The organism is Yoonia sp. 2307UL14-13, from assembly GCF_037572755.1.
Taxonomy (GTDB): Bacteria; Pseudomonadota; Alphaproteobacteria; order Rhodobacterales; family Rhodobacteraceae; genus Yoonia.
In genome coordinates, this window is record NZ_JBBIFZ010000002.1 from 184,420 (window position 1) to 200,180 (window position 15,761).

Sequence of the window (15,761 nt, forward strand, 5' to 3'; positions counted from 1 at the left end):
GATCATGAGCGATATGATTTTGGGAGCGACCGCTTTGCTGGCCATCGGCTACGCCGTTTTCGTCGGACCCTTGCGCCTGATGATCCGTACCGTGCTTCGGCGCCTTGGAGATGTGCCGCGGATGCGCCGCTGGCAACATCCCGTGACTTGGGGAGTCGCCGCTGGCGCGGTTCTTGCCGTCTTGCTGGCGCTGGTCGTCATGGATGTGACCGCGGCCGTGGTGACCGCAACTTTTGCACTTTTGTCATTCCTTGCATTGATGGATCTCGCGTGGCGTTGGCTGCCTCTCGAATGGACCCTTCCATTGCTTGGGCTGGGGCTTTTGCAGGCCTTGACAGAGGGGGCACTGCCGATGGCGCTGATAGGTGGCGTATTGGGGGGCGGCCTGCTTTGGGCCTTGCAATTCATGTTCCTGAAACTGCGTGGGGTCATGGCGCTTGGCACCGGTGATATCTGGCTCGCCGCCGCCCTTGGCATCCTGGCGGGGCCTGACAGGATCACCCTTATTCTGTGCCTCGCGGCGCTGACGGCGCTGGCCTTCACGGCCCTGCAACGCGCCGACCGGCGCAAAAGATACGGCGTTGCATATGGGGCACACATGTGCGTGGCATATGTTCTTTTCTTTCCTTTCTAGACCCTTACGGGCCAAACTTATGCTAACGATGCGAAAAAAAGCAGGGCGATCCGGGGGTACATCCGGGCGCGTATATTGAGGCAGATGATGAAAAAGTTTGTGCTTGGCGCAGCTGCGGCTGTGCTTTTGACAGGGTGTGACGACCTTATCGCCAGAGATGAAAACGCCCCGACGGCCTTGGAACGCTGGCGCGCCAGCACCATCCTCGGCGGTGGCGACGGACAAACCGCGCAAAGCCGCGATGGGCGTGTGACCAGCGGGCAGCTGGTGCAGGCGGGCGAAGGGACGATCTATCCCGGCCGTCAGCCACTGTTCCGCGACAGCGATTTCGTGAATTCGTCGGGTGAACGAACCGTGTCGCTGAACCTTGTCGATGTGACGATCGCCGAGGCTGCCGCCGCAATCCTCGGCGAGTTGCTGCGCGAGAATTACGTGCTCGACCCACGGGTTGAAGGCACCGTCAACATCCGATCAAGCCAGCCGATCAGCCGCACGACGGCGATCGAGGTGTTCGAACTGGCGCTTAAACAGAACAACGCCGCCTTGGTCCGCCGTGGCGACACATTCGCCATCGTGCCCTTGTCGGGCGATCTGAGCATCGGCGCCTCCGTCGGCCGCGACGTGCCGCTGGGCTATTCCCTGCGCGTGATCCCGCTGCGCCATATCGGGGCGCAGGAAATGGCGACGATCCTGCAGCCGTTTGCGGGGGCGAACATCGTTGGCATCGACGCGCAACGGAACATCATCGTGCTGGCGGGGACGTCTGCCGATCAGCGCGCGTGGCAGGATACGATCAACAGTTTCGATGTCGATTGGCTCGCCAACCGTTCGGTCGGTGTCTTCCCGATCCGGGGCCGTTCGGCGCAATCCATCGTCAACGGGATGGAGTTGCTGGTCGAGACGGACGAGAATTTCCAGCCGATCGTCGTGTTCGAGGTCATCCCCGAAAACAACTCGATCCTTGCGGTCGCCAAGACACCCAGCGCCTTGCAGAATGTGTCCACATGGATTCGTCGCCTGACGCAGGAAGGGGCCAACGACGCGCAGGTCTATTCCTACGATATGAAATATGCCCGCGCCGCCGATATCGCGCCAACCTTGTCGCAAATCCTCGGGATCGAGGTCGAAACAGGCCCTGCCGCCGACGCCGAAGTCGTCGAGGCCAGCTTCAATAGCGGCGGTTTCGATCAGGACATCAATGCCACCCGGATCGTGGCGAGTGAGGCGACAAACACCTTGTTGATCCACGCGACCAACGACGAATATCAGCGGGTGCTGGGCTTGCTGCATCGTCTGGATGTGCCACCACGTCAGGTCTTGGTCGAGGCGACCATCGTCGAAGTGTCGCTGAATGATGAATTGCGGTATGGCGTGCAGTACTTCTTTGAAGATGGCGGTGACCGCTACGGTCTGACCCGGTCGAACGCCACCACCGGGATTTCGGCCGAAGTCCCGGGGTTCAACGCCGTCTTCGACGTGCCGAACCCCTCGGTCATCATCGACGCGCTGGATGATGTGACCAGCGTGAACGTGGTGTCTTCGCCCAACCTGATGATCTTGAACAACGAATCCGCACGACTGGTTGTCGGCGATCAGGTGCCCGTGTCGATCCAGACGGCACAGGACGCCAACGCGAACCCGGACGTATTTGTATCGACGGTCGAATTCCGAGATACCGGCGTGATCTTCGAGGTGACGCCGCGCATCAATTCGTCAGGCTCGGTCGTGCTGAGCATTCAGCAAGAGGTCAGCACGATCGGCGAAACCGACGCCTCGACCGGCAACCCGATCATTTCGCAGCGCACGATTTCCAGTTCTGTCGCGGTGGATAGTGGTGAGACGATCGCCTTGGGCGGTCTGTTCGAGGATCGCAGCACGAGTTCCAGCGCAGGTCTGCCGGGTCTCGCCCGCCAGCCGATCCTAGGTGGCCTGTTCGGGCGGCAGTCGCGGCAGCGGGATCAGACCGAGCTTTTGGTCCTGATCACGCCACGTATCGTCAACAACGCCGTCGATACCCGCCGGATCACCCGCAGCCTACGCAACCGGATGGAGAATATCCGTCTTGACGACGCATCGCTTGGCAATGCCATGCGCGTGCCATCGCTGCGGACAGAAAACTCTGCCGAAATTTCATCGCGGGCGGCAACGCCCGCGCCACAATCAGATATCCAAGCCGCTGTGCAGGCGGCTGCGACACCGGCACCGCAAGTCACCGGCGGCGGAACCCATTTCGCCTATCTCGGCGCGTTCAGCAGCGAAGAGGCCGCGCGGCGGCATTGGGCGAATGTTGCGCAAGGCGGGGCCACGGCATTGGCCGGTCTGACACCGCGTTTCACGGCGAATGGATCACTGGTCAGCGTGGCCGTTGGCCCGGTGCCGGAAACCCGCGCGACGCAGATTTGCGTGCAGGTCCGATCGGATTGCTACACGACAAACGCGGGCGGTTAAGACCACCGCCAGAACTGCCACTCACCCAAGGGGGCCTGCGGGTCCCCTTTTTTGTCGGCTGCGATATGATGCCACGAAAGGGCACGATATGATTTCTTATGTGACTGTCGGGGCCGATGACATTGTCGCAGCAAAGCGATTCTATCAGGTGCTGCTGCCGCCGTTGGGCTATGGCCTGGAAGAAGGGCCTGAAGGGCTGAGCTACGCCTTGCCGGTGCCGGACGGACAGTCGCCGGTTTCCCCGGAATTCTACGTCAAACCGACATTCGACGGGCGTCCAGCCTCGGCCGGGAACGGCGCGATGGTCGCGTTCAAGGCGCGCAATCAGGCGCAGGTGCGTGATCTGCATGCCGCTGCGCTGGCGGCGGGCGGAACGGATGAGGGCCCACCGGGGTTTCGCGCGGCTTATGGCCCGCGTTTCTACGTCGGCTATTTGCGTGATCCGCAGGGCAACAAGATCGCCTTGTTCTCAAGCGATCCGAGTGAGCCGGGCCGCGATGATTGAAGGTGGTTAGACCGGTGCGTCAGCCGTCGCATGACGCAAGTGCCGCAGTTTCATCCAGACTTTCGCGCCATCGGATCCGGCTTGTGCCGCCAGCTGTGATCCCACAGGCAGACGCAGCCAAGAGCCCGCGCCCAGCCCGTCAGTCCCTTCGATAAAGCCACCGTCCAGCACCAGAAACTCTCCGCCATCGGGCAGGTCCATCGCCACCTGCGCGCCTCGTTCCCATGTCTCGACCCGCACCGTTTCCCGTGCGTCTTGGAACAGCGGCAGCGCGGTGACGTCGGGGCGGTCGGCGATGGGCAGCGCCTCCATCTTGTTCATGTCGATCTTGACCTGTGTCCGGTCATCGGGGTCGAATTGCCAGAGTTTGACGAATATCGTGCAGCCGCCGTCAGACCCCGGTGTGTGGGAGGATGTCGGCGGATTGCGGATATACGACCCGGCGGGGTAATCGCCGTGTTCGTCCTGAAATACACCGTCCAGCACGATGAATTCTTCCCCGCCGCCATGGATATGGGCGGAAAAGTGGCTGCCGGGCGCATAGCGCACGATTGACGTCGCGCGGGCGACTTCATCCCCGATCCGGTCGAGCATGCGCCTGTCCACGCCTGCCATGGGCGAGGACTGCCATTCCAATTCCGTTGAATGTACGACCACCCGCTTGCTGAAATCCGCGTTGATGTTCATGGCATGACCCTTTCCGCTGCAAACCAGCTTTGGAATTGCAGCGGTCATTCGTCAATACGATGGGGGATCAGGTTTCCGTGTTGTTACCCGACATGCAGATACGCATCCTCTTCGCCGGGGTCGAAGATGGGGTCTAACACGAGGACAAGCCGCGTTTCACCTGTGCCTTCGATCGGCGGCGACCGGTGCAGCAGGCCTGACGGCGGGTTTTCGGGCCAAAGCGATCCGCGCAAAAGGATCGGCGCGCCGGTGGCGACCTGAAACACGCGCCGGGGGTCATGGCCATCGGTCGAGATGCCGTATTGCGTGCCAGACCCGCGATAGGTGCAGACCAAGCGGGCGGTCACCGCGTCCATATGGAACTTGCGGCATGCATTGGTCGTGACAACACCAAACCGGACGCGCAGATAAGCCACCGACATCAGATCAGCGAACAGGTCAGCCATGCGCGCGATGTCCGCCTGCAGCCAATCCCGCTCCGCACATTCCGGCATTTCGGCCATGTCGCAAAGATGCGTGACGGCCTGCGGCACCGCGTCGGGCCGCAGGATGATCCGCCCGCTGGGCAGATGATCGGGGTCCAGATGCGCCAGCCAGTCCTGAACATCATGCGGCATCTGCCGGCGCCAGATCGCGGCGGCACAACCGGGTTTCTTGAACACAGACAGCGCGGCGGGGTCATCGGCGATACCGACCCCGATCGCGGCATCGGTGAGGGTTTTGGTAATAGTGCTCACGCCGCCTGCTCCGCCCGCCGCCAGTTCGGGAACGGGTCGGGATAGTCGGGGAGTGTGGCGACGTCCGTCGTCACGACCGCAGGAACGAGACAAGTATCCAGCCGCGCCTTCAGCGAGGGCCAGTCGATCCCGGCCCCGATGAACACAATTTCCTGCCGCCGGTCACCCCATGGTTCTTGCCAGTTCGCCTCCATATAGGCGCGGGCGCTTTCGTGATCGGGCCAGCGTTCTTGCAGGACGGCGGCCCACCATGTGCCCAGCGGTTTGACGCTGGACAGCGACCCGGCAAGCGAAAATTCTGCTACCCAATCGGGTCGCGTCGCGATCCAGAAATGTCCCTTGGCACGGATGACGCCGGGCATGTCGCCGTCCAATACCTCGAGAATACGCTCGGGGATAAAGGGCTGTCGCGCCCGATAGACATAGGATGTGACGCCGTATTCCTCGGTCTCGGGCGTATGGTCGGCGAATCCGTACAGCTCTTTCGCCCACATCGGGTGTTCGTGCGCCTTCTGGAAATCGAACAGGCCGGTGTTCAGGATGGCATCGGCCGCAACATCGGATTGGTCGGTCTCAATGATCTCGGCATCCGCATTCAGGCTGCGGATGATCTTGCGCGCGGCATCGACGCGCTCGGGGCCTGCATCGGTGACCTTGTTCAGGATCACAACATCGGCGAATTCGATCTGATCGGTCAGCAGGTGGACGAGGGTACGCTCGTCTTCCTCCCCCATCGTTTCACCGCGGTGGCTGAGGAAATCGTGCGACGAGAAATCGTTCAGCAGGTTCACCGCATCGACGACCGTGACCATCGTATCCAGCCGAGCGACGTCGGACAGGCTGTCGCCATATTCGTCCCGGAAATCGAAGGTCGCGGCGACGGGGAGCGGTTCCGAGATACCCGTAGACTCGACCAGCAGATAATCGAACCGCCCCGCGGCGGCGAGCCTGCGCACCTCATCCAATAAATCATCGCGCAGGGTGCAGCAGATGCAGCCGTTCGACATCTCGACCAGTGTTTCATCCGTCCGGCTGAGTTCTGTATCGGCGCGCACGAGGTCGGCATCGATATTCACCTCTGACATGTCATTGACGATCACCGCGACTCGTCTGCCATCGCGATTGTTCAGGACACGGTTCAGCAGTGTCGTCTTCCCGGCACCAAGAAAGCCGGACAGAACGGTCACGGGGAGGCGGTGATCAGTCATGGAGGTTCCTTTTCTGACAGCGATGCGCGTTATCTTAGCCTTGAGTGTTATGTTATAACATAACTCTCCGCAAGGGTGTTGGCAGGCGGAATTTGGACGTCCCGACACGCCGATGTGATGCCCTGCAATATGTTTTTGGATTATGGCTGTGGCGAAAACCGACGTGGTGGAACGCGATGCGATATCTTTGGTGTTTGTTGTTGGTCTTGTGGGTCGGTCAGGCCGTGGCGCAATCTGTCGCACCTCGCGAAGGTTGGGTCGTGATCCACACGGATAAACCCTTTGCGCAACTGCTTGATGACCTTAAAGCGGCGGTGAAGGACAACGCATTTGCCGTTGTCACACAGGCTGGTCCAACAGGTGCGGCACGCAACCGGGGTATTGAAATCCCGAACAACCGCGTCGTCGGCGTGTTCAACAACATCTACGCCGTGCGCATTCTCGAGGCTTCGGTCTCCGCGATGATCGAAGCGCCGATCCGGTTCTACCTGACCGAGGATGAAGTCGGCACCACCCTGTCCTACAAAACCCCCGGTTTTGTCTTTCAGCCCTATGCGCTGGACGCGGCCGATGACCTGATGGTAGCTGCGGGCGAATTGGACACGGTTTTCAGCGCTATCGCGACCGCAGCGACCCGCTGACCCATTTCTGAAGGATAAACGATGCAAGAGACTCTGCGCGCCGCCGACATTCTGGCCCGCCGTTTGTATGCCGAAGGCTGCCGCTATGCGTTTGGCATGCCCGGCGGCGAAGTACTGACGCTGATTGATGCGTTGGAAAAGGCCGGGATCACCTTCGTGCTGATCAAGCATGAGAATGCCGCGGGGTTCATGGCCGAAGGGGTGCATCATATGGACGGCGCGCCGGGGATTTTGGTGGCGACCGTCGGACCGGGTGCGATGAACGGCGTAAACGTGATCGCCAACGCCGAACAGGACCGCGTGCCGTTGATCGTTCTGACGGGCTGCGTGGATGCGGCAGAGGCCGAGACCTATACCCATCAGGTGCTTGATCACCGCGGGGTCTTTGCGCCGATCACGAAAGCGACGTTCACCTTGGACAAAGACGCAGCGAATGTGATCGCGGATAAGGCTGTCGCCATCGCAACCGAAGGCCGGGCCGGGCCGGTGCATATCGACGTCCCGATTTCGGTCGCTGACGCGCCGGTGGTGGCAAAAGAGGTACGGCGTGTGGCGCCGAGCGCGGTTGCCCCTGCTGGCCCGGACCTCGAGACCGCACGCGGCTGGCTCGCTGCGGCGGAGCGTCCACTGATTGTGGCTGGACTGGATGTGTTGAAAGACAATGCGACCGATGCGCTGCGCAATTTCGCCGAAACCTACAGCGTGCCGGTCGTGACCACCTACAAGGCCAAGGGCGTGATCCCAGAAGATCACGCTCTGGCACTTGGCGGGGCCGGGCTGTCGCCCCTAGCGGACAAGCAACTGATCCCTCTCCTCGCCGAGGCAGACCTGATCCTATCCATTGGCTATGATCCGATCGAGATGCGCACCGGCTGGCGCGACCCGTGGGACCCACATCTGACCAACGTCATCGACATCCACGCTGCACCAAACCATCACTACATGCATCACGCGACCCTCAGCTTCATTGCAGATACCGGCGCCGCTTTGGCGGCGTTGTCCGACGGCGTCGCCCCGCGACAGACATGGATCGACGGTCAAATCGCCAAAACCAAAGAGGCTTTGGCCACCGCCTTCCCAACGGACGAAGACTGGGGACCGGGGGCAGCCATCGCCACCTGCCGCGCGGTTCTACCGCCTGAGACGATCGCAACGGTCGACAGCGGCGCACACCGCATCCTGCTGTCGCAGATGTGGACCTGCCCTGCCCCCAAGACACTGCTGCAATCTTCGGGCCTTTGCACTATGGGTTGCGCCGTCCCGCTTGCCATGGGCGCAAAGATCGGCGCTCCCGACCGACCTGTTGTCAGCTTTTCTGGCGACGCAGGACTGCTGATGGTCGCAGGCGAACTAGCGACGGCAGCGGAACTTGGGCAGAATACGATCTTCGTCGTGTTCGTGGACTCGTCTCTCGCCCTGATCGAACTCAAACAACGCCAGCGCCAGATGGACAACAAAGGCGTCGACTTCGCACCGCATGATTATGCCGCTATCGGGCGCGCCTTTGGTGGCCATGGGGTGACTGTGAATGACCGCGCAGGGCTGGAAACCGCCTTGAAAGATGCCCTAAACGCCGACCGTTTCACCCTCATTGCGGTTGAGATCGACCGCAAAGCCTATGACGGGCGGATTTAATGTGGGACCTCTGAACGGCATCCGCGTCCTCGACCTGTCCCGCATCCTTGCCGGGCCGACATGCACCCAACTGCTCGGTGATCTGGGGGCTGAGGTCATCAAGATCGAGAACCCGAAAGGGGGTGACGATACCCGCACATGGGGGCCTCCGTTTGTGACCGATCCAAACGGCGACCCGTCTCTGTCCTCCTATTTCATGTGCGCGAACCGCAACAAATTCTCGGTCACCGTCGATATCGCGACCGACGAAGGACAGCGGATTATCAAGGCGCTGGCTGCGCAATCGGATATCGTCATCGAGAACTTCAAACCAGGTGGGCTGAAGAAATACGGGCTGGACGCCGAGACGCTTTGCGACATTGATCCAGCGCTGATCTATTGCTCGATCTCGGGCTATGGCCAGACCGGGCCAAACGCGCACAAACCCGGCTATGACCTGATGGCGCAGGGCTATGGCGGGATCATGTCGCTGACCGGGGAACCGGAGGGTGAGCCGATGAAGGTCGGCGTGGGCATCGCGGATGTGATGTGCGGGATGTATGCGACCGTGGGTATCCTCGCAGCATTGCGGCATCGGGACCAGACGGGTGACGGCCAGCAGATCGACCTGTCGCTGGTCGATAGTCAGGTGGCGTGGCTGATCAACGAGGGCACGGGGTATCTGACCACCGGCAAGCGACCGATCCGGCGTGGTAACGGACACCCAAACATCGCGCCTTATCAGGTCTTCGCAACCAGCGACGGTCATGTGATCGTCGCCGTCGGGAATGACAGCCAGTTCCGGCGTTTCTGCACGTTCCTCAGCCTGGACGCCCTGCCCGAGGACGACAGCTTTGCCAACAACAGCGCCCGGCTGAACAATCGCGACGCATTGATCGACATACTGACACCCGTGATCGCGGCGCTGACGACGGATGCGATGATCAAGGGCCTCGAAGAATCAGGCGTTCCCGTAGGCCCCGTGCAGACCTTGGATCAGGTTTTCGCCTCGGATCAGGTCGCCGCGCGGGACATGATGGTCGAAATGCAAAGCCAAGCGGCCCATGATGGCAGCGTCCGTTTGATCGGCAACCCGCTCAAATTTTCGGCGACGCCGGTCACTTATCGCCGCTCGCCGCCGCAGCTTGGGCAGGATACGGCCGAAATTCTCGCGCGACTTAACGTAAAGCCTTGAGAATAAGGAACTTACGCCATCTGAAATACTTATGACAGATACGTCAATCACGGGTCTGTGTGATGTGCTCACCCAATGTGACTGCTACGCACAACTGACATCTACCAGCGGACGGATCGGATAATGCAGGATATTTTCGGGCAAGAGACCACGCTGACGGACGCCAAGGCGCTCGACAGCTGGAACAAGACGCAGCTTGCATTTCTCGCCCATGGGGCGAGCACACCTACGCATCTGGGTGTGACGATCGAGGCAGAGCCGCATTTTGTGCTGGGTCATGTGGCGAAGGCAATGTTCTACATCCTGCTGGGCCGGCGAGAGTTGCTGGCAACCGCGGAAGAGGCTTTTGCCGCCGCCGAGGCGGGTGCCAAGGCGCAACCGATCAGCAAACGCGAGATGCATTTCTTGAACGCCCTGCGCGAGTGGATGGCCGGGCAGCCGCTAAAGGCATTGCTCCATTTCGAAGCCGCTATCGATGACAATCCGACCGATATTTTCGCACTGAAACTCGACCATGCCCTGCGCTTTGTTTTTGGCGACAGCACCGGCATGCGCCGGATGATCGAAAAAGTCCGACCAGCTTATTCCAACACACATGTGGGCTATGGCTATTTACTGGGCTGTCACGCCTTCGCTTTGGAAGAAACAGGCGCCTATAATCAAGCACAGATTGCAGGGCGTGAGGCGTTGCTGCTCGCCCCCGATGACGCCTGGGGCTTGCATGCTGTGGCCCATGTTCACGACATGACCGCCGATGCCGCCGGCGGGATCAAGTGGCTGACCGGTCGGGAAGAGGCCTGGGCCCATTGCAACAATTTCCGCTATCACGTGTGGTGGCACAAGGCGCTGATGCACCTCGATCTGGGCGAGAAAGAGGTTGTGCTCGACCTCTACGACCAACAGATCCGCAAGGACAAAACAGACGATTATCGCGATATCTCGAACGCAACATCGCTGCTGAGCCGGTTGGAGCTGGACGGCATCGATGTTGGCGACCGTTGGGACGAATTAGCGGACCTGTCCGCCAACCGCACCGAGGATGGCTGTCTGATTTTCGCTGACCTGCACTATCTGCTCGCCCTTGTCGGCGGCAAGCGTGATGACGCGATCACCTCGATGATGGGCCGCCTGCATCGCGACGCCAAAGAAAGCCGGACCGACATGCAAAAGGCGATGGCCTGCCCCGGAATGGCCGCGGCAACAGGTCTCGAGGCCTTTGGCGAAGCGCAGTTCGAAACCGCTTTCGTCAACCTCGCCCAAGCCAACAAGAACTTGCAAGCCGCAGGCGGCAGCCATGCCCAGCGCGATGTGTTTGAGCGCCTGACGATCGATAGCGGCATCCGGGCCGGTTATCTGGATGAGGCAGAGGCGATTCTTGCCAAACGGACCGCCCAGCGCAACGGTCGTATTGACGGCTACGCTGCAGCGCGGCAAAAGCTGATCTCAGATGGGCGCCGCGCTGCCGGTGGTGCGGCGCACGTCGTCGCTTGAAATCCCTCGCACCGGTCAGTGACATGAAGATGACGCCCAATATGACGGCCACCGGTGCGATCCCAACGCCAGCGCAAAGCGTCCGCGATCCGCGGCTGGACTTTTATCGCGGGATGGCGATGTTCATCATCCTGATGGCCCACACGCCCGGGAACTGGTGGAACCAGTGGATTCCGGCACGGTTCGGGTTTTCAGACGCCGCCGAGATTTTCGTGTTCTGCTCGGGCATGGCCTCTGCCGTGGCCTTCGGGCGGACCTATGACCGGCGCGGCTGGCTGCTCGGGACTTCACGCATCCTGTTCCGTTGTTGGCAGATTTACTGGGCCCATATCGCAACATTCCTGTTCACCGCGATGATGCTGGTGGCCATTGATCAGTACGGCGATTTCGAGAAAAGCTATGTCGGGTCGCTGAACCTTGGCCGGTTCTTTGAAGAGCCGGGGCAAAACCTCGTGGGTCTCTTCACGCTGACCTACGTGCCGAATTTCTTCGACATCCTGCCGATGTACATGATGATCCTGCTGATGGTGCCGATCGTGATGGCGCTGTCCAATGTCAGCCTGTGGCTGGTTGCGGCTTTCGTCGGCATCGTCTGGTTCATGGGTCAGGGCGGTATCCTCGACGCGATCGGCATCGGCTGGCTGGAAATCGACCTTCCGGCAGAGCCGTGGTCGGACCGTCCCTGGTTCTTCAACCCCTTCGCCTGGCAGCTTGTCTTTTTCACCGGTTTCGCCTTGATGCGGGGCTGGATCCCTGCACCACCGGTCAATGCTTTGATGATTGGCCTCGTAGCCATCGTTCTGATCGCCAGTTTCACCGTGTCCAGCGTCGCCATGCGCGAACTGGGCGCAGACTGGGCGCGGGAATGGCGCAGCGACAACCGGATGTGGATCACCAAGACCGATGGCGGAGTCATCCGTTATATCCACTTCCTCGCCATCGCTTATTTCGGCTGGGTCATCGCCGGGCCGCAGGGACGGCATTTGATGGCCAAAGGTGCGTCCGCAGGGGCCAAGCTGTGGCGGGGGATTGTTGCGCAAATCACCAAGGTGGGTCAGCAATCTTTGGCCGTTTTCCTCGTTTCCATCGTGCTGTCGCGCCTTTTGGGCTTTGCGTTGGACATGACAGGGAACGATCCGTGGCCGACGGCATTTTGGAATGTGATCGGCTTCGCGATCCTGCTCGCCACCGCTTACGGCGCCGCATGGTTCAAAAGCCAACCTTGGCGGGGGCCAGCGAAGACATGATAGATCGTCGGACATTTATGGCACTGATGGCGGCAGCAGCCGCCTCGCCCGCGCGCGGTGAGGCGCAAGGGTTTTCACGCGATTGGCTGATTGGCCGCGCCGAGGAATTGTCGAAATCAGACTATGTCGCCCGCCCGCTAATCCCCGAGCCGTGGCGCGAGCTGACCTATGACGAGTTCCAGCATATCTGGTTCAATTCGCAGAAAGGCATCTGGACCGATACGGAACGCCCGCTGCATATCGACCTGTTCACCGCCGGGCTTTATGTCGAACGCCCCGTCAAGATCCATCTGGTCGAAAACGGGCAAGCCACAACCCTCGAGTACGACATCTCTCTCTTCGACCGCACCGATCAGTTCCCCGACCTACCGATCGATGAGACCATGGGCTATTCCGGCCTGCGCCTGCGGGCAGAGCTGAACAAACCCGAAATCTTCGAGGAATTTGCTGTCTTCCAGGGCGCAAGCTACTTCCGCGCCATCGGTAACGGCCAGACCTACGGGCTGTCCGCCCGCGGCTTGGCCCTGCGCACAGCTGACCCGAATGGCGAGGAATTCCCCGATTTCACCGACTTCTGGATCGAGGCGCCGGCTCATGGCACCAGCGAATACATCTTGCATGCCTTGCTCGATAGCCCATCGGTTACCGGTGCCTATCAGTTTGCGATCACACCCGGTGCGACGACCCGCATGCAGGTGACCGCAACGCTGTTCCCCCGCGTGGACCTGACCCATGTGGGTTTGGGTTCGCTCACATCGATGTTCCTTTTTGACGAAACCAATCGTCACCGCTTCGACGATTTCCGCCCCGCCGTGCATGACAGCGAAGGGCTGATGATCGTCAACGGGAATGGCGAACGGTTGTGGCGCGCATTGGGCAATCATGCGCGCGTTGAGGTTAGCGCCTTTGTGGATAAGAACCCCCAAGGCTTTGGCCTGATGCAGCGGGATCGCGACCCCGAAAGCTATGCCGATCTCGAGGCGCATTATGAGGCGCGCCCGTCACTTTGGATCACACCGGGCGAGGCTTGGGGCGAGGGCGCCGTCGAACTGGTCGAGATCCCGGCGGACAAAGAAATCTATGATAACATCGTCGCCTATTGGCGCCCGCGCGCGCCAATGCCGACGGGTGCGCGACAGGACTTCACCTATAACATGGCCTGGGGTGATGAACCCGACGGCCTGCCCGACGTGGCGCGCGTGATCAATACGCGCATCGGCAAGGGCTTTGACCAGATCAAGACGGTCATCGCGATTGATTTTGCCCCGCATCCTGATCTGGAAGGCGACGTCGAGGACGTCAACATCATCCTGCGCGGGACGTCGGGTGAAGTTTCGCCCGCGATCCTGCAGAAGAACCCCGGAACTGGCGGGCTGCGCATGAATTTTTCGATCCTGCCGGGTGATGCGCGGTTCATCGACCTGCGCGCGCAGCTTTATCGCGACGGCAAACCTGTGACCGAAGTATGGTTATACCGATGGACGGCGTGACCCCTCCCCCCACCATGCCGCCGGAAATGCCGCTGGCGCGCCCGATCCAGGTGCTGAACAAACCGCACCGGGACGAAACCGCGCCGGGCGCGGTGGATCAGGCGATGACACGGTGGTGGCGACTGTTCGCCTTTGCGCCCGCGATCCTCATCACCTTTGTCGTCATCGGCCTGATCGTCGATTGGTTCGCGATGGCGGGCCTTTACCCGCTGGAATATGCAATCATCGGCCTGATCACGGTCACGTTCTTCTGGATCGCCTTGTCGCTCTCAACAACCTTGGTCGGCATCAGCAGCCTGTTCCTGAAAACCCGACAGGCCGCCGATGGAACCGTCGGCGCGCCGCAGAATGTGGCGCTGCTGGTCCCGGTTTATAATGAGGCACCTTCCGACGTCTTCGGCAATGCCGCCGCGATGATGCGGGCGCTGGGCGAATACGACACGACGCACCGCTATTCGTTGTTCATCCTGTCCGACACGACGGATGAAGGCATCGCTGCGCTCGAACAGCGCGCGTTCTACAACCTGCGCAACCGCTTGCCCGATGCGAATATCTTCTATCGCCGTCGCCTTCTGAATATCGATCGCAAGGTCGGCAACCTCGCCAACTGGGTCGAGCGCTGGGGCGGCGGCTATGACGCCATGCTGGTGCTTGATGCCGACAGCCTGATGAGCGGTGAGGCGATTGTCGCACTGACCGATGCATTGGCCGCTGAGCCCGCCGCTGGTCTGATCCAGTCCTTCCCCACGATCTTCGGCGCGCGGACACTCTTTGCCCGCGTCCAGCAATTCTCGAACCGCGTCTATGGTGCGCCATTGGCAGAGGGCCTCAGCCGCTGGACCGACCAAGAGGGCAATTACTGGGGCCATAACGCGATCATCCGCACCCGCGCCTTCGCGTCCTGCGCGGGCCTGCCCCGGATGCGGAACGGCAAGGGCGATCTGATCCTCAGCCACGATTTCGTCGAGGCCGGGCTGCTCCGCCGTGCCGGCTGGGCGGTCCGCTTCCTGCCCCGCGTCCAAGGCAGCTATGAAGAGGTCCCCGCGACGCTCATCGACTATATCCTGCGCGACCGCCGCTGGTGTCAGGGGAACCTGCAGCATCTCAGCTTGCTGTCCTCGCGCGGCTTCCATGCCATGTCGCGCTTTCACCTGATAAGCGGGGCCATGGGATACCTGATGTCACCCGCATGGTTTACGCTTTTGATCATCTGGGCGATGGTCGGCGAAGGCAAACAGGACAACGTCGTCCGCTATTTCAGCGGCTACGACGCACAGGTGAACTGGCCCGAGATGACGATGGGCAACAGCCTCGCCATCCTTGTTTTCATGTACGCAATGCTGCTCGCCCCGAAAGTGCTCGGCGCCGGGGTCATCCACAAGGCGGGCCTGCGCCTGCGCGATATGGGCGGCATCGGACAGTTCCTTCTGTCGGTCTCAGTCGAGGTGATCCTGTCCATCGCCTATGCGCCGGTGATGATGGTGCAGCAGACCAAAGCTGTGCTGTTCAAATTCCTCGGCATCAAGGTCCACTGGAACCCGCAAAACCGGCGCGGTGGTGCTTATTCTTGGGGTGATATGGCCAAGTTCCATTGGGTCGAAACGCTGATGGGCTGGGCTGCGCTGTTAGGCATGGCCTATGGGCTGGTAACCCTGTGGTTGCTGCCCATCGCACTCAGCCTCGCACTGGCAATCCCGCTTTCCGCCCTCAGCGGCGTGGACCTATCCAAGCGCCGCTGGGCCGCGCGTTACATGGGCACGCCAGAGATCATCAATGCACCACCGATCATCCGCCGCGCGATGGTCGAGCGACGGCATGCCGCGCGTGCGTTGGAAGCTGGCACCCAGTTCCCGGCGGAATAGGC

At 61.0% G+C, this 15,761-nt stretch carries 13 protein-coding genes; 10 read left to right on the plus strand and 3 right to left on the minus strand.

The features are described from left to right. Positions 1-4: 4 nt before the first annotated feature. The 3 genes from V8J85_RS08360 (at position 5) to V8J85_RS08370 (ending at position 3,587) form a co-directional block, all read left to right on the plus strand. Positions 5-634 carry a prepilin peptidase gene (locus tag V8J85_RS08360; protein WP_339953268.1) on the plus strand — a complete coding sequence of 210 codons (630 nt, stop codon included), beginning with the start codon at positions 5-7 and terminating at the stop codon, positions 632-634. Positions 635-718: 84 nt separating this feature from the next. Beyond that, complete coding sequence (gene gspD, locus V8J85_RS08365; RefSeq protein WP_339953269.1) at positions 719-3,082, plus strand: type II secretion system secretin GspD; 2,364 nt, start codon at positions 719-721, stop codon at positions 3,080-3,082. 88 nt (positions 3,083-3,170) lie between these two features. Continuing rightward, on the plus strand, positions 3,171-3,587 hold the full coding sequence (locus V8J85_RS08370; RefSeq protein WP_339953270.1) for a VOC family protein: 417 nt from the start codon (positions 3,171-3,173) through the stop codon (positions 3,585-3,587). A 6-nt stretch (positions 3,588-3,593) separates the two neighbouring features. Here V8J85_RS08370 and V8J85_RS08375 read toward each other — a convergent pair whose 3' ends face one another. The 3 genes from V8J85_RS08375 to V8J85_RS08385 form a co-directional block, all read right to left on the minus strand. Then, positions 3,594-4,274 carry a cupin domain-containing protein gene (locus V8J85_RS08375; protein WP_339953271.1) on the minus strand — a complete coding sequence of 227 codons (681 nt, stop codon included), beginning with the start codon at positions 4,272-4,274 and terminating at the stop codon, positions 3,594-3,596. 83 nt (positions 4,275-4,357) lie between these two features. Then, entirely contained in the window at positions 4,358-5,011 is a 654-nt protein-coding gene (locus V8J85_RS08380; protein WP_339953272.1) for a DUF1826 domain-containing protein, read from the minus strand. Then, the gene (locus V8J85_RS08385; protein ID WP_339953273.1) at positions 5,008-6,219 is read right to left on the minus strand and encodes a GTP-binding protein; all 1,212 of its coding nucleotides are present in this window, start codon (positions 6,217-6,219) and stop codon (positions 5,008-5,010) included. The genes V8J85_RS08380 and V8J85_RS08385 overlap by 4 nt, the downstream gene beginning before the upstream one ends. Positions 6,220-6,395: 176 nt before the next feature. On the opposite strand from V8J85_RS08385, the gene V8J85_RS08390 reads away from it, so the two are divergent. From V8J85_RS08390 to mdoH, 7 genes are all read left to right on the plus strand, one after another. Continuing rightward, positions 6,396-6,860, plus strand: coding sequence for a DUF302 domain-containing protein (locus V8J85_RS08390; protein WP_339953274.1), 465 nt, complete (start codon positions 6,396-6,398; stop codon positions 6,858-6,860). Positions 6,861-6,881: 21 nt separating this feature from the next. Beyond that, positions 6,882-8,495, plus strand: a complete 1,614-nt coding sequence (locus V8J85_RS08395; RefSeq protein ID WP_339953275.1) for a thiamine pyrophosphate-binding protein — start codon at positions 6,882-6,884, stop codon at positions 8,493-8,495. After that, the gene (locus tag V8J85_RS08400) at positions 8,479-9,669 is read left to right on the plus strand and encodes a CaiB/BaiF CoA transferase family protein (protein ID WP_339953276.1); all 1,191 of its coding nucleotides are present in this window, start codon (positions 8,479-8,481) and stop codon (positions 9,667-9,669) included. Before V8J85_RS08395 ends, V8J85_RS08400 begins: the two co-directional genes overlap by 17 nt. A 120-nt stretch (positions 9,670-9,789) precedes the next feature. Then, a complete protein-coding gene (locus V8J85_RS08405; RefSeq protein ID WP_339953494.1) occupies positions 9,790-11,160 on the plus strand; it encodes a tetratricopeptide repeat protein in 1,371 nt (456 codons plus the stop codon). A 23-nt stretch (positions 11,161-11,183) separates the two neighbouring features. Further along, on the plus strand, positions 11,184-12,407 hold the full coding sequence (locus V8J85_RS08410) for an OpgC family protein (RefSeq protein WP_339953277.1): 1,224 nt from the start codon (positions 11,184-11,186) through the stop codon (positions 12,405-12,407). Next, on the plus strand, positions 12,365-13,897 hold the full coding sequence (locus tag V8J85_RS08415) for a glucan biosynthesis protein (protein WP_339953278.1): 1,533 nt from the start codon (positions 12,365-12,367) through the stop codon (positions 13,895-13,897). The genes V8J85_RS08410 and V8J85_RS08415 overlap by 43 nt, the downstream gene beginning before the upstream one ends. Next, a complete protein-coding gene (mdoH, locus tag V8J85_RS08420; RefSeq protein WP_339953279.1) occupies positions 13,885-15,759 on the plus strand; it encodes a glucans biosynthesis glucosyltransferase MdoH in 1,875 nt (624 codons plus the stop codon). The genes V8J85_RS08415 and mdoH overlap by 13 nt, the downstream gene beginning before the upstream one ends. Positions 15,760-15,761: the final 2 nt, after the last annotated feature.